Origin of the sequence: Aeromicrobium sp. SORGH_AS_0981, assembly GCF_031453195.1 — a bacterium.
In the GTDB taxonomy this organism is placed as follows: Bacteria; Actinomycetota; Actinomycetes; order Propionibacteriales; family Nocardioidaceae; genus Aeromicrobium.
The window spans coordinates 3193618-3212178 of record NZ_JAVIZD010000001.1; the positions used below are offsets into that span (position 1 = coordinate 3193618).

15 protein-coding genes are annotated in these 18561 nt (G+C 72.5%); 2 read left to right on the forward strand and 13 right to left on the reverse strand.

What is annotated here, in order from left to right:
- Window positions 1-75: 75 nt before the first annotated feature.
- The 9 genes from QE370_RS15765 to QE370_RS15805 all read right to left on the reverse strand — a co-directional run bounded on the left by QE370_RS15765 (window position 76) and on the right by QE370_RS15805 (window position 12757).
- Window positions 76-1824, reverse strand: coding sequence for an ABC transporter ATP-binding protein (locus tag QE370_RS15765; RefSeq protein WP_309634927.1), 1749 nt, complete (start codon window positions 1822-1824; stop codon window positions 76-78).
- Complete coding sequence (locus tag QE370_RS15770) at window positions 1821-2807, reverse strand: ABC transporter permease (RefSeq protein WP_253027027.1); 987 nt, start codon at window positions 2805-2807, stop codon at window positions 1821-1823. The genes QE370_RS15765 and QE370_RS15770 overlap by 4 nt, the downstream gene beginning before the upstream one ends.
- Entirely contained in the window at window positions 2800-3726 is a 927-nt protein-coding gene (locus QE370_RS15775) for an ABC transporter permease (RefSeq protein ID WP_253027028.1), read from the reverse strand. Before QE370_RS15775 ends, QE370_RS15770 begins: the two co-directional genes overlap by 8 nt.
- Window positions 3727-3874: 148 nt before the next feature.
- On the reverse strand, window positions 3875-5500 hold the full coding sequence (locus QE370_RS15780; protein WP_253027029.1) for an ABC transporter substrate-binding protein: 1626 nt from the start codon (window positions 5498-5500) through the stop codon (window positions 3875-3877).
- Window positions 5501-5711: 211 nt separating this feature from the next.
- Window positions 5712-6659, reverse strand: a complete 948-nt coding sequence (locus tag QE370_RS15785) for an electron transfer flavoprotein subunit alpha/FixB family protein (protein ID WP_253027030.1) — start codon at window positions 6657-6659, stop codon at window positions 5712-5714.
- Window positions 6660-6673: 14 nt separating this feature from the next.
- The gene (locus QE370_RS15790; RefSeq protein ID WP_253027031.1) at window positions 6674-7456 is read right to left on the reverse strand and encodes an electron transfer flavoprotein subunit beta/FixA family protein; all 783 of its coding nucleotides are present in this window, start codon (window positions 7454-7456) and stop codon (window positions 6674-6676) included.
- 194 nt (window positions 7457-7650) lie between these two features.
- A complete protein-coding gene (locus QE370_RS15795) occupies window positions 7651-8934 on the reverse strand; it encodes a hypothetical protein (RefSeq protein WP_309634928.1) in 1284 nt (427 codons plus the stop codon).
- An 88-nt stretch (window positions 8935-9022) separates the two neighbouring features.
- Entirely contained in the window at window positions 9023-11833 is a 2811-nt protein-coding gene (locus tag QE370_RS15800) for a hypothetical protein (protein ID WP_309634929.1), read from the reverse strand.
- A 144-nt stretch (window positions 11834-11977) separates the two neighbouring features.
- Window positions 11978-12757 carry an enoyl-CoA hydratase-related protein gene (locus QE370_RS15805; RefSeq protein WP_309634930.1) on the reverse strand — a complete coding sequence of 260 codons (780 nt, stop codon included), beginning with the start codon at window positions 12755-12757 and terminating at the stop codon, window positions 11978-11980.
- Between the two features lie 134 nt (window positions 12758-12891).
- Between QE370_RS15805 and QE370_RS15810 the strand changes: the two genes are divergently transcribed.
- A complete protein-coding gene (locus QE370_RS15810) occupies window positions 12892-14580 on the forward strand; it encodes a maltotransferase domain-containing protein (protein ID WP_309634931.1) in 1689 nt (562 codons plus the stop codon).
- A 62-nt stretch (window positions 14581-14642) separates the two neighbouring features.
- Window positions 14643-15521 carry an NUDIX hydrolase gene (locus QE370_RS15815; RefSeq protein WP_309634932.1) on the forward strand — a complete coding sequence of 293 codons (879 nt, stop codon included), beginning with the start codon at window positions 14643-14645 and terminating at the stop codon, window positions 15519-15521.
- Window positions 15522-15537: 16 nt separating this feature from the next.
- Here QE370_RS15815 and QE370_RS15820 read toward each other — a convergent pair whose 3' ends face one another.
- The 4 genes from QE370_RS15820 to QE370_RS15835 form a co-directional block, all read right to left on the reverse strand.
- Window positions 15538-16500, reverse strand: a complete 963-nt coding sequence (locus QE370_RS15820; RefSeq protein WP_309634933.1) for a hypothetical protein — start codon at window positions 16498-16500, stop codon at window positions 15538-15540.
- Window positions 16497-16643 (reverse strand): hypothetical protein, encoded by a 147-nt coding sequence (locus QE370_RS15825; RefSeq protein ID WP_309634934.1) that lies wholly within the window; start codon window positions 16641-16643, stop codon window positions 16497-16499. Before QE370_RS15825 ends, QE370_RS15820 begins: the two co-directional genes overlap by 4 nt.
- Window positions 16644-16722: 79 nt before the next feature.
- Entirely contained in the window at window positions 16723-17562 is an 840-nt protein-coding gene (locus QE370_RS15830) for a hypothetical protein (protein WP_309634935.1), read from the reverse strand.
- Window positions 17563-17634: 72 nt separating this feature from the next.
- The gene (locus QE370_RS15835) at window positions 17635-18537 is read right to left on the reverse strand and encodes a tetratricopeptide repeat protein (RefSeq protein WP_309634936.1); all 903 of its coding nucleotides are present in this window, start codon (window positions 18535-18537) and stop codon (window positions 17635-17637) included.
- Window positions 18538-18561: the final 24 nt, after the last annotated feature.

Here is an 18561-nt window from a genome sequence, read left to right on the forward strand (position 1 = left end):
GATCGAACAGATGTTCGAACGAGTCAACCGGATCGACGCACCCCGCGCCCGGTCGCCCGGGCGCGGGACGTGCCGTCAGACGTCGTCGCCGGCCTCCACCACGCCGAGCGGGATCGACCCGCCCGGGATGGCGTCGAGGAGCATGCGCGTGTAGTCCTCGCGGGGGTTCTCGAACACCTCGGACACGGTGGACTGCTCGACGACCTTGCCGTTCTGCATCACCAGCACGTTGTCGGCGATCTGCCGCACGACCGCGAGGTCGTGGGTGATGAACAGGTAGGACAGGCCCAGCTCGCTCTGCAGCTCGTTCAGCAGCGTCAGGATCTGCGCCTGCACCAGCACGTCGAGCGCCGAGACGGCCTCGTCGCAGATGACGACCTCCGGGTCGAGCGCGAGGGCGCGGGCGATCGCCACGCGCTGGCGCTGGCCGCCCGAGAGCTCGTTCGGGTAGCGCGTCATGACCGAGGCCGGCAGCGACACCTTGTCGAGCAGGTCGCGGATCTTGGCCTCACGCTCCTTGGCCGTGCCGACGCCGTGCAGCCGCAGCGGCTCCTCGATGGAGCGGTAGATGGAGTACATCGGGTCCAGCGAGGCGTACGGGTTCTGGAACACCGGCTGCATCTGGCGCCGCAGCGCGAGCTGCTGCTCCTTCTTGCGCAGGGTGGTGATGTCGACGCCGTCGAACTCGACGCTGCCGCTGGTCGCGTCGAGCAGACCGAGGACCATGCGGGCCACGGTCGACTTGCCCGACCCCGACTCGCCGACGATCGCGGTGGTCGTGCCGCGCTCGAGCTGGAAGGAGACCTGGTCGACCGCCGTGAAGTCGGTCGACTGCCCCGGCCGGCTGCCGCGGATCTTGAAGACCTTGGTGAGGTCCTTGGCCTCGATGATCGTGCCGCGGCCCTCCCCCAGCTCGTCGTCGTGCGTCGCGACCTCGGCCGCGATCTCGGCCGCCGTCTGCACGGCCTGCTCACGGACCTCGGCGCGGGCCTGCACCGACGAGAGCCGCTGCGAGGCGAGCGACGGTGCCGAGCTGACGAGCCGCTTGCTGTACGGGTGCTGGGGGTCCTGCAGGATCTCCAGCGCCGGCCCGGACTCCACGACCTGCCCGCGGTACATGACCACGAGGTGGTCGGCCCGCTCGGCCGCCAGGCCGAGGTCGTGGGTGATGAGCAGGACCGCGAAGCCCAGCTCGTCGGTGAGCCGGTCGAGGTGGTCGAGGATCTGCTTCTGGACCGTCACGTCGAGCGCCGACGTGGGCTCGTCGGCGATGAGCAGCTTCGGCCGTGCGGCCAGGCCCATCGCGATGAGCGCACGCTGGCGCATGCCGCCGGAGAACTCGTGCGGGTACTGCTGGGCCCGACGGGCCGCGTCGGGCAGTCCGGCCTCCTCGAGCAGCTCGACGACGCGGGCGTCGGCGGCCTTGCCCTTGGCGACGCCGTTGGCCTCGAGCGACTCCTTGATCTGCGTGCCCACACGCCACAGCGGGTTGAGGTTCGACATCGGGTCCTGCGGCACGAGGCCGATGGACGAGCCGCGCAGGGCGACGATGTCGGACTTCTTCGCGTGCGCGATGTCCTGGCCCTCGAAGAGGATCTGGCCACCGGTGATCCGTCCGGTGCCGGGCAGCAGGTCGATGATGGCGTGCGCCGTCGTGGACTTGCCCGAGCCGGACTCGCCCACGATCGCGACGGTCTGGCCGGGGTAGACGGTCAGGTTCGCGCCGATGACGGCGGGCACCACGGTCTTCTTGTCGGCCGCGAAGCCCACGTGGAGGTCCTTGACCTCCAGCAGCGGCTGGTCGGGGTTGAGGTCGCGGCTCATCGCTTCTTGGCCTTCGGGTCGAGGGCGTCGCGCACGGCGTCGCCGAGGAGGATGAAGCTGAACACGGTGAGCGCCAGCGCGCCGGCAGGCCAGAACATGGTGCCCAGCCGCTGCCCGGCACGCACCTGGTTCTGGGCGGCGGAGATGTCGTTGCCCCAGGACACGATGCTGGTCGGGAGCCCGAGGCCGAGGAACGACAGCGTCGCCTCGGCCACGATGAAGATGCCCAGCGACACGGTCGCCGTGACGATCACCGGGGCCAGCGAGTTCGGCACGACGTGACGGAGCAGGTTGCGCCGCGGCGTGGCACCGAGCGCACGTGCGGCGTCGACGAACTCCTGCTGCTTGGTCTCGATGACGGCACCGCGGGCGATACGCGCCACCTGGGGCCAGCCGAAGAGCGCCAGTGCGAGCACGATCGCCAGGACAGAGGCCCAGAACCCTCGGTCCGGGAACCACGAGTTGAGCGCCGAGAGCAGAACGATGGAAGCCAGCAGCAGCGGGATCGCATAGAAGATGTCCGCGACCCGCGAGAGCAACGAGTCGATCCACCGGCCGTAGAAGCCTGCCACTGCGCCGACGACCAGACCCAGCGCCGTGGCGATGAGAGTCGTCAGAAGGCCTACGGTGACTGAGGCCCGCGCGCCGTAGATCATGCGCGAGTAGACGTCACAGCCCTGACGATCGAACCCCAGAGGGTAGCCGGGTTCCGCGGGTCGGAGGCTCTTGCCTGTCCGGCAGAAGGTCGGGTCGTTGCTCGTGAACAGACCAGGGAATGCGATGACCACAGCCAGGAACAGGATCAGCGCAGCGGAGATGAGGAACAGCGGGTTCTTGCGCAGCTGCTTCCACGCCTCCTTCCACTGGCTCTCCGGCGGGGCCGTCGTGTCGAGGGCGCCGACGTCGTGCAGCGGGGTGTCCTCCAGGCGGGCGACGTAGCGCTCCTGCCCGGGACGGGTCTTCGACGGACGGCCGTCAGGCATAGCGGATCCTCGGGTCGAGCCAGGCGTAGAGCAGGTCCACGGCGAGGCTGGTGAGCACGTAGACGAGCACCATGATGGTGACCACCGAGACGATGGTCGGGGTCTCGCCGCGTCGGATGGCGTCGAAGGCCAGGTTGCCGACGCCGGGGACGTTGAAGATGCCCTCGGTCACGACCGCGCCGGCCATCAGGCCGCCCAGGTCGGCGCCGAGGAACGTCACGACGGGGATGAGGGAGTTGCGCAGCACGTGGCGGCGGTTGACCTGCCCGTCGGGCAGACCCTTCGCCCGGGCCGTGCGCACGTGGTCGGCGGTGAGGTTCTCGATCACCGACGTGCGCGTCAGGCGCAGCACGTAGGCGAACGACACGAGCCCGAGCACGATGGCCGGCAGCAGCAGCTCGCGGAACGTTGCCTGCGAGCTGACGAGCGCCGGCAGCGCCCCGAGCTTGATCCCGACGATCAGCTGGAGCACGAAGCCGAAGACGAAGATCGGCACGGCGATGACGAGCAGCGACACCACGAGCATCGTGGAGTCGAACAGCTTGCCGCGGCGCATGCCCGCGTAGAAGCCGGCAGCCACGCCGAGCACGGCCTCGATGACGAGGGCCATCAGCGCCAGCTTGATGGTGACGGGGAACGCGCGCTGGACGAGGTCGATCACCGGCTGGCCGCTGAACGACGTGCCGAAGTCGAGGGTCACCGCGCCCTTGAGGAACAGCAGCCACTGGACGATCTTGGGCTGGTCGAAGTGGTACTGCTCGCGCAGCGCCTGGTAGGTGCCCTCGGGCACGGGCTTGTCGCCGAACAGCGCGACGATGGGATCGCCTGGTCGCAGGAACACCATCATGTAGATGAGGAACGTCGCTCCGAGGATCACCGGGATCGCTTGGAGGAGACGCTTACCGACGTACCACCACATGGGCAGGACTCCTTGTCTGAAGGGGGCGGCGGTGCCGCGACCCGCCCCGACGATACGCCGGGGCACGAGGCACCACCGAGGGACCCGGACGCACCTGTGGGGCAACACCTGAGGTGTTGCCCCACGGGTGGTCGTGCGGGCGCCGGAGCTACTTCTTGGTGATGAGGTGCAGCTCGGGCTGGTTCTGCCAGTTGAACTCGACGTTCTCGACGTTCTTCGAGGCGGCGGCGGCCACGTTCGAGTACCACAGCGGGATGGCCGGCAGGTCCTTGAAGAGGACCTCCTGGGCCTGCGACTGCAGCTCGTATCGCTTGTCCTCGTCGGGCTCGCCGGCGATCTTCGTCATGAGGTCGTCGAACTCCTTGGAGGAGTAGTCGCCGTCGTTGGACCCGGCCTTGGTCTGGTACAGCGGGGCCAGGTAGTTGAAGATCGACGGGTAGTCAGGCTGCCAACCGGTGCGGAAGGCCGTCTTGATCGTGCGGTTCGTGACGTCGGAACGCAGCTCGTCGAACGTGGCGTAGGCCTGACCCTTGGCGTCGATGCCGAGGTTGTTCTTGAGCTGGTTGGCGATCGCGTCGACCCACTCCTTGTTGCCGGCGCCGTCGCCGTTGTAGGCGATGACGAACGAGCCCTTGAACGGGGCGATGTCGTCAGCCTGGGCCCACAGCTTCTTGGCCTCGTCGGCGTCGAAGGTCAGCACGTCGCTGCCCGGGATGTCCTTGTCGAAGCCCGGCATGACGGGCGCGGAGAAGTCCACGGCCGGCGTGCGGGTGTCGTCGAAGATGTTCTTGGTGATCTCGGGGCGGTTGATGGCCTTGGAGATCGCCTGACGACGCAGACGGCCCTCGTCGTTGGTGCCGAAGCCGGGCAGACGCTCGGGGATGGTGACCGAGCCGAAGACCGAGCCGGGCTCGGAGATGGCCTGGACCGAGCTGTCGGACTGGAACGTCGAGAGCGCGCTCGGCGGCACGGCGTCGAGGACGTCGAGGTCACCGGTCTGGACGGCGGTGTACGCCGTGTCCGGGTTGGTGAAGAACTTCAGCGTGACGCCGCCGTTCTTGGGCTTGCGGACGCCGTCGTACTCCTCGTTCGGGACGAGCTTGATCTGGACGTCGTGCTCCCAGGCACCCTTGCCGTCCATCTTGTACGGGCCGTTGCCGATCGGGTCCTCGCCGTAGGCCTTGATGTCCTCGAACGCGGACTCGGGCAGCGGGTAGAACGCCGAGTAGCCCAGACGCGCCGGGAAGTCGGCCTCGGCCTGGTTGAGCTCGATCGTGAAGGTCTTGTCGTCGACGACCTTGAGGCCCTCGAGCGTCTTGGCCGTCGGCTTCTCGGCCTGGACGGCGTCGAAGCCCTTGATCGGGTAGAAGAAGTAGCTGTTGAGCTGCTTGTTGGTGCTGAGCGCGCCGTAGTTCCACGCGTCGACGAACGACTTCGCGGTGACCGGCGTGCCGTCGGAGAACTTCCAGTCCTTCAGCTTCACGGTCCAGGTGACGTTGTCGTCGGACTCGATCGACTCCGCGACCTCGTTCACGCTCGAGCCGTCCTTCTGGTACGAGACCAGACCGGCGAAGAGCAGGTCGACGGCGCGGCCGCCGCCGGTCTCGTTCGTCGACGTGGGGACGAGCGGGTTCTGGGGCTCGGTGCTGAAGTTGGTGATCACCGAGTCGGTGGACCCGGAGTCGTCACCGCCTCCGCCGCAGGCCGCCAGGACGAGGCTGCCCGCGGCGAGCAGGGCTACGCCCGCGACGCGAGTACGTCGGGAGAGACGCATGGATTCCTCCTGTGAAGATGGGTGCACGCAGTCGCGTGCGCCCCTATTGCTATCACCGGCGGACGGGCCTTCGACAGGCCTCGGCGGGGACTTCACCAACTTGCAACCTGATCAGGATGGGCCATGATGCGTGGCCCTCACGGGCCATGGACGCGCACGAGGGGCCCCGGACCGTGTGGTCCGGGGCCCCTCGTGGTGGAGCGGGTGGTGATCAGCCCTTGCGCGACTTCGCGGCCTCGGTGGCCTGCGGCAGGACCGTCTTGAGGTCGCCGACGACGCCGAAGTCGACGAGCTCGAAGATCGGCGCCTCCTCGTCCTTGTTGACGGCGACGATCGTCTTCGACGTCTGCATGCCGGCGCGGTGCTGGATGGCACCGGAGATGCCGTTGGCGACGTACAGCTGCGGCGAGACCGTCTTGCCGGTCTGGCCGACCTGGAAGCTGTGCGGGTACCAGCCGGAGTCGACGGCGGCGCGCGAGGCGCCCACGGCCGCGCCGAGGGTGTCGGCGAAGGCCTCGACCTCGGAGAAGTCGCCGCCGGTACCACGGCCGCCGGAGACGACGATGGCGGCCTCGGTCAGCTCGGGACGACCCGAGGCGGCCTTCTCCTTGGTGGAGACGATCTTGGCGCCCTTGGCGGCGTCCGACACGTCGACGCTCACGGCCTCGACGGTGCCTGCGCCCGAGGCGGCCTCGGGGGCCACGGAGTTGGGCTTGACGGCGATGACCGGGATGCCCTTCGTGACCTGGGCGTCGACCGTGAAGTTGCCGGCGAAGACCGACTGCGTCGTGGTCACGGTGTCACCGTCGACCGTCACGTCGACGGCGTCGGTGATGAGGCCCGACTCGGTCTTGAGCGCGACACGGGCCGCGATCTCCTTGCCCTCCGTGGTGGAGGGCACGAGCACCGCGGCGGCGGAGGCGTCGGTGACGATCTTGGTGAGCGCCTCGGCCTTGGGGCCGACGAGGTACTCGCCGTAGACGGCGTCGTCGAGCTGGTAGACCTTCTCCGCGCCGTGCTCGGCCAGCGAGGCCGGGACGTCGGCGCCGAAGACGACGGCCGACGGCTCGCCGATCTTGCGGGCGATCGTGAGGAGCTCGAGGCTGGGCTTGGTGGCGTTGCCGTCGACGACGTCGACGAGCACGATGACTTCGGACATCTCTCTACTCCTGCTCAGACGAACTTCTTGGAGGCGAGGAACTCGACGAGCTTCGTGCCGCCGTCGCCCTCGTCGGTGATGATCTCGCCGGCCGTGCGCGGGGGACGCGGCTCGGTGGTGACGACCTTGGTCCAGGCGGCGTCGAGGCCGACCTCGGACGCGTCGACGCCGAGGTCGGACAGGTCCCACTCCTCGACCGGCTTCTTCTTGGCGGCCATGATGCCCTTGAAGGACGGGTAGCGGGCCTCGCCGGTCTGGTCGGTCACGCTCACGACGAGCTTGCCGGAGCCCTGGACCTCCTGCGTGGCGACGTCGCCGTCACGCTTGATCGTGACGCTGTCGCCGTCGACGCTGATCTCGCCGCCGAGGGTGACCGCGGGCAGGCCGAGGCGCTCGGCGACCAGGGTCGGGACGACGCCCATGCCGCCGTCGGTCGAGGCCATGCCGAAGAACACGAAGTCGTACTCGAGCTTCTCGAGCGCCTTCGCCAGCACGAGCGAGGTCGCGAAGGCGTCGGAGCCGGCGATCGCGTCGTCGTTCACGTGCACGCCCTTGTCCGCGCCCATCTGCAGGGCCTTGCGGACGGCGTCGGCGGCGTCGTCGGGGCCGACGGTCAGGACGGTGACCTCGCCGTCACCCTCCTCGACGACCTTGAGCGCCTGCTCGACGGCGTACTCGTCGAGCTCGGAGAGCAGTCCGTCGACGTTCTCACGGTCGACGGTGTTGTCGGACGAGTCGAAGGTGCGGTCGGCCGTGGCATCCGGCACGTACTTCACCGCGACGACGATGTTGGTCACGAGGACCCTCCTGTGGTCGGGGACGCGGCGTTCTACGCCGCGCTGTCGGGGACGTCCACCTTCCCACGTGGTGCTCCACGAGGTGAGGGCAGCCTTGCACGCAAGGTTACCGGCGAGTTACATACCGGGGCCAGGCGCGTCACCCATGGTATAGGTCACACGTCCGGGACACCTGTCGTCGCAGGCCTCGCGGGTCAGGATCGAGCGGGCCGGTGCAGGAGCGACGGGGCGAGCACGCCGACCGCCAGGTAGACGACCGATCCCCCGCCGTAGGCCACGAACGACTCCTTCGCGGCGGCATTCTCGCCGCTGAAGGAGACGAGCCCGCGCAGGGGCTGCGTGAGCGGGTCGGCGACGGTCGCGACCGACTGCAGCACGCCCGTCGACGGGTCGAACCCGAACGCCACGAGCAGCGCCGCGAGCGCGAGCGTGACCGACGCGACCAGGCCGAGGACGCCCAGCACCACGCCGACCAGTCCGACGAGGCGGCGAGCCGTCGACGGACCCTCCTGCGGGACCGCGGGCGGCTCGGGCACGTCGTCAGTGCCGGCGTCGTCGCGGCGCGCGACGGCCGCAGCGGCCTTCGCGCGGCGACGCTCGACGCGGTCGGCGCGGCGTGCGCGCGACGGCCGCTCCGTCGGCGTCGCCTCGACGGGCTCGCCGTCGGTCACGGACTCGGGGCCGGCCGACGTGTCGGTGTCGGTGTGACGTGCCTGCGGACGACCCGTCCCGGCGGACGCCGGAGCGTCGGCTGCGACGTCGACCGCGGGCACGACCTGCGTCGCGACCAGGTCGGCGGGCTCCTCCGCCGGAGCCTCGGGCTCCTCTGTGGGGACGGCTCCCACCGCTTCGAGCAGCGCGGTGTCCTCCTGCGACGCCGAGGGCTCGGAGGAGGCGCTCGTCGGACCGTCAGGCGCGGGCTCGTCGACGGGCGGCTCGGCACGGTGGATGCCGGGCGGGGTGGCCAGCGCGGCCCTCGCAGCCGCCTTGCTCTCCGCGCGACGACGCGCCTTCGCCTGGGCGGCCTCCTCGGCGAGCCGCTTGCTCTCGGCGCGCTCCTGCTCGCGCTCCTCGGCCTCGGCCGCCGACTGCTCGGCCTCCAGCTGCTTGACCTCCTCGGCCCACACCCGCTCACGCTCCCGCTCCGCGGCAGCCTCCTCACGGGCGCGTGCCCGCTCCTCACGGGCGCGCTGCTTCTCGGCCTTCGCCTCCGCACGTCGCTGTGCCCGCTCGCGCCTCGCCGCGTCGCGGCGGGCCGCCTTGGCCTCCCGCGAGCCGGGCGCGGGCTCGGTCTCGGGTCGGCGCTCGGGCGTGTCGAGGGCTGCCTCGGCCCTCGCCAGCGGGTCCGGGCGCGGACCGCCGTGGGTCGCCGCGATCCACGCGAGCGAGCCAGGCACGAGGTCCTCGTAGGAGCGCGTGACGCCGGGCGTCTGCACCGGCGCGGCAGCCGGGTCCGACCCGGACGCGTCTGCCGGCACCGAAGCGTCGGACGACGGGTCACCGTCGCCGTCCGCCTGCGCGGACGGCGCATCCAGCCCGGCGACGATGGCGCCGGCCGTCAGGTACTCAGGATCGCCGGATGACCCTTTTTTTGGTCGGGGGGACGGCTGCCCCGGGTCCGTCGCTCACCTCCGACGAGGCGTCGGGACCGACCTGGCTGGGCGGCTCGCCGGCCGTCGACCTCTCCTCGACGAACTCCGCCACGGCGGGTGGCTCGAGCTCCGCGAAGCTCGGCACCTGCTTGGCCGACTGGTTCGCCGCGACGATGTGCGCCTGGGCGACGCGCTCGGCCTCCGCCTCCGCCGCCGCCACCCACTGCATCGCGGTGGCCTCGGCCTCGGCCAGCTTCTCCTCGGCCGCGGAGCGTGCTGCGGCGACGGCCTGCGTCAGACGTTCCTGCGCGTCCAGCTTGGCGCGCTGCACGACGCGGTCGGCCTCGGCGCGGGCCTCCTCGATGCGGCGCTCGGCGTCCTGCTCGGCCCGTTCGCCCACGGCTCGCGCCTCGGTCTCGGCCTGGGCGATCCGGGCCGCCGCCTGCTGCTCGGCCTCGGCCAGCCTCCGCTCCGCCTCGACCCGGGCCTGCTCTGCCTCCTCCGCCTGACGGCGAGCGGCCTCCTCACGCGCGGCGGCTGACGCCCGTGCCGCGTCGGCGGCCTCGGCGGCGACGCGCTCGGCCTCGGCCTGCGCCGTGCGCACGCGCTCCTCCGACACCCGCTCGGCCTCGGCCAGCTTGGCCGACGCCTGGTTGCGCTCGTCCTCGGCCTGACGGGCGAGCTCAGCCGCCTCCGCGGTGACCCGCTCGACGTGCGCACGTGCCTCGTCGCGCTCGCGCGCCAGCTCGGCGGCAGCCTGCTCGTGGCGCTCGGCGGCCTCGGACGCCAAGCGCTCCGCCTCGGCCTTGGCCGCAGCGAGCTGCTCGTCGGCGGCGCGCTCCGCGTCGGAGAGCCGCACCGCGATGGCGACACGCTCCGCAGCGACCTCCTGCGCGTACTTCTCGGCCTCGGCCTTGGCGACGGCCACGTGCTGGGCGGACGTGCGCTCGGCATCGGCGACGACCTTCTCGGCCTCCAGACGCACCTGCTCGAGCTTCGCCTCCGCCTCGGCCCGCTCCTTCTCCAGCTGCTGCAGGGCCGCCTCACGGTCCTGGCGAGCGGCCTCGGCCAGCTTCTGGGCCTCGGCGCGCGCCTCGCTGATCCGGCGCTCCGCGTCCTGCTCGGCCGCGGCCAGGCGCCGTTGCGCGGCGTCCTCGGCATCGCGCTCACCCTGGGCGAGACGCTCGGCGGCGGTGCGCGCCGCCTCCTCCTCGGCCTCGGCGATGCGGCGCTCGGCCTCCGCCTTCGCCTCGTCGAGACGCTCCTGCGCGGCGCGCTCGGCCTCCGCGCGGGCCGCCTCGACCCGGGCGTCGGCCTCCTGCTGCAGCTGCTCGATCTTGGCGGCGGCAGCCTGCCGCTCGCGCTCGATCTCGACCGTGACGCGCTCGGCCTCGGCACGTGCGGCGCGCACCCGCTCCTCCGCGGCCTGCTCGGCCGCTCGGAGCCGGCCCTGCAGCACCTCGCGCTGCTCGGCCTCGTCGGCGCGGATCCGCGCGGCCACCTCGGCGCGCTCGCGCGCGGCCTCCTCCATGAGACGAGCGGCCTCGGCGCGGGCGGCGCTGACGCGCTGCTGCGCGGCGGCACTGGCGGCCGCGAGCTTCTCGGCGAACGTGCTGGGCGCGGGAGCCTGTGCGGCCTGGTCGTCCTCGGCGGGCTGCTCCGGCGTCACGGGGGTCTCCTCGGCCTGCACGGCCTCGTCGTCCGACGGGACCGAGGCGGCCTCCGTCGTCTCCTGCTCGAACGTCTCGTCCTGGACCGCAGACTGTTCGGCAGTGGTCTGCTCGGCCTCGGCCTGCTCGGCAGCGGCACGCTCAGCCTCCGCCTGCTCAGCGGCAGCACGCTCAGCCTCCGCCTGCTCAGCCGCAGCACGCTCAGCCTCCGCCTGCTCAGCCGCAGCACGCTCAGCCTCCGCCTGCTCAGCCGCAGCACGCTCAGCCTCCGCCTGCTCAGCCGCAGCACGCTCAGCCTCCGCCTGCTCAGCCGCAGCACGCTCCGCCTCAGCCTGCTCAGCCGCAGCACGCTCAGCCTCCGCCTGCTCAGCCGCAGCACGCTCCGCCTCAGCCTGCTCAGCCGCAGCACGCTCCGCCTCAGCCTGCTCAGCGGCAGCACGCTCGGCGTCCGCGTCCGCGTCGGCGTCCGCGGTGGACGCGGTCTCGGGCTCCGCGAGGGAGGCGGCCGTCGGGGGCGCCCAGCGGCGCGTGCCCGCGGAGACGGCGACCTCGCGCGGCTCGTCGTCGGCGTCCTCGACCGCCGGCAACGTCTGCGTCGCGTCGGACAGCGCCGCGTCGATGTGCTCGTCGTCGGCCGACGGCGCGGCCGTCGCCTCGACGGCCGGCTGCTCTGCCGTGGCGGAGACCTCCGCCGCCGACGTGGTCGTCTCGGGCGTGCTCACCTCGGGCGTGGCCATCTCGGGCGTGGCCGTCTCCTGCGGCGCGACGGGCTGCGGCTCGGGCTCGCTCGCCTGCGCGGCCGCACGCTCCTGGGCCTCGATGGCCTCCTCGGCCGCCTTGAGGGCGGGCTCCGGCTCGTCGCCGTCGCGGCGACCTCGGCGAGAGGCGTTGAACGCGCGGGCGGCGTTGCGCTCGGCGCGTCGCTTCTCGGCAGCCATCTGCCGCGCGGCACGCTGGGCCGCGCGCTTGGCCCGTCGGTCGTCCGGCGCGCCGCGTCGCACGTCGTCCGCGGCAGCCTCGGTGTCGCCGCCGGACTGCTCCAACATCTCGGCAGCCACCTTCAACGGATCGGCGCGTCGACGCTCCTGCGGCTGGTTCGAACCTGAGTCGGTCATGACTACCCTTCTCGCGAGCACGGCGGCACGTCGCAGCACAGTATGCCCCATGCGTCCCTGGTGCCACAGGTGTTCCGTGGCGATGTCGAGGCGTGAGACCTCAGACCCGTAGCGGCGTCCTCCCCGCGTCGGTAGTCCGCCCTCTCACGACCCACTGAACGTGGCCTTCCCGGGCCCGTTCTCGACGAAGGAGTCCATGCCGGCGCGGCGGTCGTCGGTGGCGAACAGTCCCGTGAACTCGATCCGCTCGATCTCCAGCCCGGTCTGCAGGTCCGTCTCGAGCCCGCGGTCGACCGCACTCTTGGCCGCCCGCAGCGCGAGGGCCGGTCCCCCGACGAAGCCCCGTGCCCACGCGACGGCTGCGTCGAGCACCTCGTCCGCCGGGAGGACGCGGTCGACGAGACCGATCCTCAGCGCCTCCTGCGCGTCGACGAAGCGTCCGGTGAAGATGAGGTCCTTCGCGACCGACGGCCCCACGAGCCGCGCGAGCCTCTGGGTGCCCCCCGCGCCGGGGATGATGCCGAGCAGGATCTCCGGCTGCCCGAGCTTCGCGTTCTCCGCCGCGAACCGCACGTCGGTGGAGAGGGCGAGCTCGCAGCCCCCGCCGAGGGCGAAGCCGGTGATCACGGAGACCGTCGGCTTGCCGATGGCGGCGACCGCGCGCGTGAACTCCTGCAGGAGATGACCGTGGCGCACCATCTCCTGGTACGACATCGCGGCCATCTCCTTGACGTCGGCCCCGGCCGCGAACACCTTCGGTCCGCCGTGCAGCACGACCGCCGCGACGTCGTCGCGCGTGTCCACCTCCCGCGCCACCTCGACCAGCTCGCGCTGGACCTGCGCGTCGAGCGCGTTCATGGGCGGGCGGACGAGCTGGACGAGGGCGACGCCGTCGGTCACCTCGAGCTGGACGAGCTGGGTCACGCTGGTTCCTTCCGTCGGGCCGGCGTCGTGACACCGGCCACCAAGCCGTGGCCGTGAGCATAGGAGGAGCGCCACCTGCTCCGACGCGCGGGTGAACAGGGTGCGGACCGCCTCCGAGCCACTAGCGTGTCCCCATGGTCGCTCGGGTCCCGGTGCTGGAAGTCCGTCCGTGCCTCGACCGCGGACGGTTCCCGGCCAAGGTGGTCCCCGGCGAACCGCTGACCGTCGAGGCGCTCGTGCTGCCCGACACGGTCGACGTCGGCGCAGCGGTGGTGCTCACCGCACCCGACGGCAAGCGACGCGACCCCGTGCCCATGCAGCACCACGGCGACCACGTCTGGTCCGCCACGGTGACGGCCGACGAGGTGGGCGCGTGGACCTACCACGTGGAGAGCTGGCAGGAGTCCCTGCGCACGTGGGCGGCCCGGGTCGTGGGCGACATCGACCACGGGGCCGACCCGGAGACGGTGCTCGCCCAAGGCAGTGCCCTCGTGCTCGCGCTCGGCAGCGAGGACCCAGCGGCACTGGAGGTGGGCGACGACCTCCTCGACACCGCCACGCCCGCCCACGAGCGGCTCGCCGAGGGCCTGGCGTACGTGGCGTCCCTCCCCGACCACCTGGGTCGGGCCGACGTCGGCTCGACCGAGCCGCTCCCCCTGCGCGTCGACCCCGAGCGGGCCCTCGTCGGGGCCTGGTACCGCCTGACGCCGTCCACGCCCGACGGCACGCTCGCCGACGCCGCCGCACGCCTGGACCACGTCGCCGCCCTGGGCTTCGACGTCGTCCGCCTCCCTCCGGTGCACCCCACGCGCGGGCGTCCGTGGCACGCCGCCCCCGTCGTCGGGCCGCACCTCGACGTCGACCCGCGCCTCGGCACCGTCGCCGACCTCGACGCCCTCGTGCAGCGGGCCCACCAGGTCGGGCTCGAGGTGGCCCTGGAGCTCACGTGGACGGTCGCCTCCGGTCACCCGTGGCTCGAGCAGCACGCAGGCTGGTTCGTGCCGACCGGGGACGACACCTGGCGGCTGGATCCCGATGCCGAGCCGGCCGGCGTGCTCGGTCTGGTGCTCGAGACGCTCGTCGGCTGGGCCGACCGTGGCGTCGGCGCCTTCGTGGTCCGGGACGCGCACCACTGGCCGCTCGGGCTGTGGGAGCACGTGCTGCGCGAGCTGGCCGCGGCAGCACCCGACGTGCTCCTGCTGTCGGAGGGCGACGCGAGCCCCGCGCAGGCTCACGCCCTGGCGCTCGTCGGGTTCCACCAGACGACGCCCGCGCTGCACGACGCCCTCGGCCTCGCCGACGTGGAGGACGTCCTGGCCGGCGTGGGGCGCGGGTCGGTCACGCGGACGCACCTCGTCGCCGCGCCCGCCGGCGGGCGCGCCTCCACCCTGGACGACGGTGGCGCCGCCACGCGGTGCGCGTGGGCGGCGGTCGCCGCGCTGGGCAGCCCGGCCTGGGAGACGAGCAGCACCCTGGAGGAGGTCGACGGCCCCAGCTCGGAGCCGGAGCCCGACGTGGCGACCCTCCTCGGTCGCCTCAACGAGCTGCGTCGTGCGCACCCAGCCCTGCGTCGCCGACGCGGCCTCGTGCTGCACCGCGTCCACCACGCCGGTGTGCTCGCGTTCAGCCGGAGCGACGGCGAGGACACGCTGCTCGTCGTCGTCGACCTGTTCCCCGCCTTCCCCAAGTCCGTCGGCGTGCCGGACGCGCTCGGCGCGCCGGGAGAACGGCTGCAGGACGAGCTGGACGGCACCTGGCACACCCTCGACGCACTCACGCTCGACCCTGCGCACCCCGTCCGCGTGCTGACGGCACGCCGTTGAGCACGCACGTCCACGCGCCGGACCCCGCTGCGTGCCGGTGACCGGCCGCGTACGGTGACGACGTGACCGCCATCCTGCGTGACGACGACCTCCACCTCGAGCCGACGAGCGGCGCGGACGGCCTGCGCGGCTGGTCCGTGGTCGTCGGCGGGGAGCGCCGCGGCACGATCGCCCTGCTCGACGAGGGCCGCGGCACCGGCTCGGTGCGCTGGAACACCGGCACCGGCGAGCAGTCGCTGGGCCTGGCCGTGCGCGCCCTGCGTCTCGTGCTCGCCTACGCGTTCGACGACCTCGCGCTGCAGAGGATCGAGGCACGTGTCCCGGTCGAGCGCACCGGCGACGTCCGCGCGGCGTCGATCAGCGGGTTGCGTCGCGAGGGCATCGCGAGGGGTGCCGGCGACTCCCCCGACCGCGCCCTGCTCGCGCGGCTGCGCGACGACCCGCCGGCCGACAGCCGCGACGGCTTCATCGCGCTGCTGAACGCCGGCCTGCCGACGAAGCGGGTCATCTCGCAGGGTGTCCTTCGTGACGGCGAGGGCCGGGTGCTGCTCTGCCAGCTCACCTACAAGCAGGAGTGGGACCTGCCCGGCGGTGTCGTGGAGGTCGGCGAGTCGCCGTCGGAGGGGCTCGTCCGCGAGCTGGAGGAGGAGCTCGGGCTCACCCTGACCGTCCACGGCCTGCTGACCGTGAACTGGCTCCCGGCGTGGCGCGGGTGGGACGACGCCTGCGTCTTCGTGTTCGACCTGGGCGTGGCCGACGCCTCCGTCGTCGACACCATGGCACTGCAGCCGACGGAGATCGCCGGGGTGCACTGGTGCGACGCCGACACGGTCCGCAGTCGCGCGACCGCTGCCGCGACCGAGCTGCTCGAGGCGCTCGCCGAGGGGGACGTCCCGCCCTACCGCGAGGCGCCGCTCGCCCCCGAGCCGCCGGTGGTCTGAGCCTTCGGGGCCGCCCTCAGGGCCCCTCGGCCTCCACCACGCCGCCGTACTGGCCGATGACGCGTGGGCGTCCCGACCCGCCGGGGATCTCGACCAGCACCTGGTGCAGGTAGCGCAGACGCCCGGACGAGGACACCCCCGACTCGAGCAGCGCCTTCTGCGGCGAGTCGTCCGGCCAGGTCACCTGGATGCCGTCGCGCACGCGGTAGGAGTCGACCCGCTCGAGGGTGGCGAAGACGAGTGCTCCGCCGTCAGCGGTCCGCAGTGCGTGCGTGACCTTCTCGGCCTTCCACGTCTGCCCGAACCGGACGCCGTCGAGGGAGGCGTTGCGTCGCGCCGCGGTGCGCATCTGCGCGCGGAAGTCGTCGTTCTCGATCGTGCGCGCCGCAGCCGCCGACGGGTCCTCGAGAGCGGCGGCGTAGCGGTCGGCGGCCTGCTGGGGCGACATGCTCATGCCCGTGGCGCTGCGGGGGTCGACCGTCAGCGCCGCGCCGTCGCGCTCCCGCAGGTCGGGAAGACGCGTGCTCAGCACCGTCTCGGGACTCGCGACGAGGAACCAGGGGTCGACGGCCGACCCGCGCTCGAAGACCTGCACGCGGTTGACCTTCGCAGCCTGGTCGCGCACCTCCACGACGAACCAGAGCGGGTAGGCGGTGAACCGGGGCACTGCGAGCCGCTCGACCTGGTCGGACGTGCCGTCGGACCCCACGCCGCGCGAGAGGCGCTGCGCGACGTCGAAGGAGCCGGTGTCGATCGCGAGCACCGCCCCGCTCTCGACCGTCGACAGCGGCTTGGGGTCGAGCAGCTTCGCGGCCGCCTCCCCGACCTGGTCGTAGCGGCTCAGCACCTGCTCCACCCCGGCGCGGTCGATCGGGACCGTCGAGGCGGGGCGGTCGTCGCGAGGGCGCGGCACGGTGCAGGACGTCAGGGCCAGCACGCAGGCCAGCAGCAGCACCACCGGAGCGGACCGTCGGCTCATCGGTCCCGCCTCCCGTCGTCCGCCGGCGCGTCGTCGACGTGCTCGTCGTCGGCGAGCTCGTAGTCGGCCAGCTCCTCCTCGGACACCTCGTGCTCCACACCGTCCTCGTCGACGAACACGTAGACGACCGCCGGAGGCGGCACCTCGCCGGCCCCGGTCCCTGTCCCCGTCTCCGTCTCCGTCGCGATGGTGACGGAGGTGTCCGGGTCAGGGTCGGTCAGTTCAGGACTGGGCGGGTCGGGCCTGGTCGGGTCGGGGCTGGTCGGGTCGGGGCTGGTCGGGTCGGGCGCGTCGGCGGCCAGACGCTCCTGGAGGCGCGCCGCCTCCTCGGCCGTGATCTCGTGCTCGACCCCGTGCTCGTCGACGAACACGTAGACCTCCTCCCTCCACGACCTCGACCTCCTCCCCCAGCTCCTGCGCCCCGGCGTCGCGCTCGCGCCACGGACGTCGAGGACCCGCGGTCGCCACCGACGGGCCGCGCCGCAGGAGCAGGCCCGACCAGGCGAGTCCCAGTCCGACGAGCAGTGCGCCGAGACCGAGGCCGAAGCCGCCCCTCACGCCGTACGCGAACGTGACCCGCAGCCCCGAGAGGTCCGAGGCGCCGACGGCGAGGATCGCGAGCGAGACCGGCGTGTCGGGCAGGGTCGTGCTGATCGACGCACCCCCCAGGCCCGCCGAGTCGGCGATCCACCAGTCCAGGGCCGTGGGTGCGCCGGGAAGCGCTGGTCGACCCCGACGCTCCGCCGTGCGCACCGTCCACGGCGCGCGGAACGAGGTGACCTCGAGCCGTCGTGTGCCGGCCAGGTAGTCCTGCACGTCGACGGTGTTGCCGAGACCGACGAACACCGGCTTGTTCACGGGGACCTCCACCAGGACGTCGACCTGCAGTCCGCGGTAGGTGATGACGTCGGGCGCCGTGACCACGGCGACGCCGTCGGTCCGGACCGCGTGCGGTCCCGTCGTGAACCGGCTGTCGGGGCCGAGCACGACCATGACGGCTGCTCCGGCGAGGGCGATGAGAAGACCGACGACGACGAGCGGCCAGGCCAGACGTCGCGCCATCACCCCTCCTCGCCGTGGCTGCTCCCACGGCTGCCGTCGCCGCACCCTAACGCGCGGGCGAGGCCCTCGCCGTCAGAAGAGCGCCGACGCCAGGGCGCGTCGCGCGTCGGCGACGCGGGGGTCGGTGGTGCCCACGACCGTGAACAGCTCCAGGAGCCGCTCGCGGATCCGGTCGCGGTCCTCACCGCGAGCGGTGCGGACCAGTCCCACCAGGCGGGCGAACGCGTCCTCGACGTGGCCGCCGCTCACGTCGAGGTCGGCGACGAGCAGCTGGGCGTCGACGTCGTCCGGGGCGTCCGCGGCGGCCTTGCGGGCCTGCTGGAGGTCTGCGTCCTTCGTGCGGGCGAACAGCTTCACGCCGGCGAGACGCTCGGCGACCTCCGCGTCGCCGGGGTGCTGCAGGGCGAGCCGCTCGTACTCGGCCACGGCCGTGTCGGTGTCACCGGCGGCGAACGCCGCGTCCGCAGCAGCGAAGCGCGGGTCGTCCGCGGGCTCCTCCGGCTCGGCGGACTCGCCGCCGGCCGGGGTCGCACGTCCGGTCAGCCCGTTCTGCACCGCGAGCGCCACCAGCTGCTCGAGGTACTGGCGCACCTCGGTCTCCTCCGCGAGGCCCTGGAAGAGCGGCACCGGCTGGCCCTTCACGAGCCCGACGACGACGGGGACGCCCTGCGCCTGGAGCGCCTGGGCGATCGCCGGGTTGGCGTCGATGTCGACCGCAGCGAGCAGGATCCGTCCCTCGAGCGTGTCGACGACCCGTCCGAGCAGGTCGACGAAGTCACGGCTCTGGGGTGCGCGGGGCGACCAGAGCGCGAGCACCACGACGTGCTGCATGGACGCCTCGAGCGCGACGGTCTGGAAGGTCTGCTCCGAGACGTCGACCGTGTAGCCACCGCCGGGACCCGACGGACCGGCCGGCGGAGCGGACGGCTTGGCCAGGGCGGAGAGGTCGATGGCACCAGGGCGCGAGAAGCTCATGGCCCCATCCTAGGAACTCGCCCC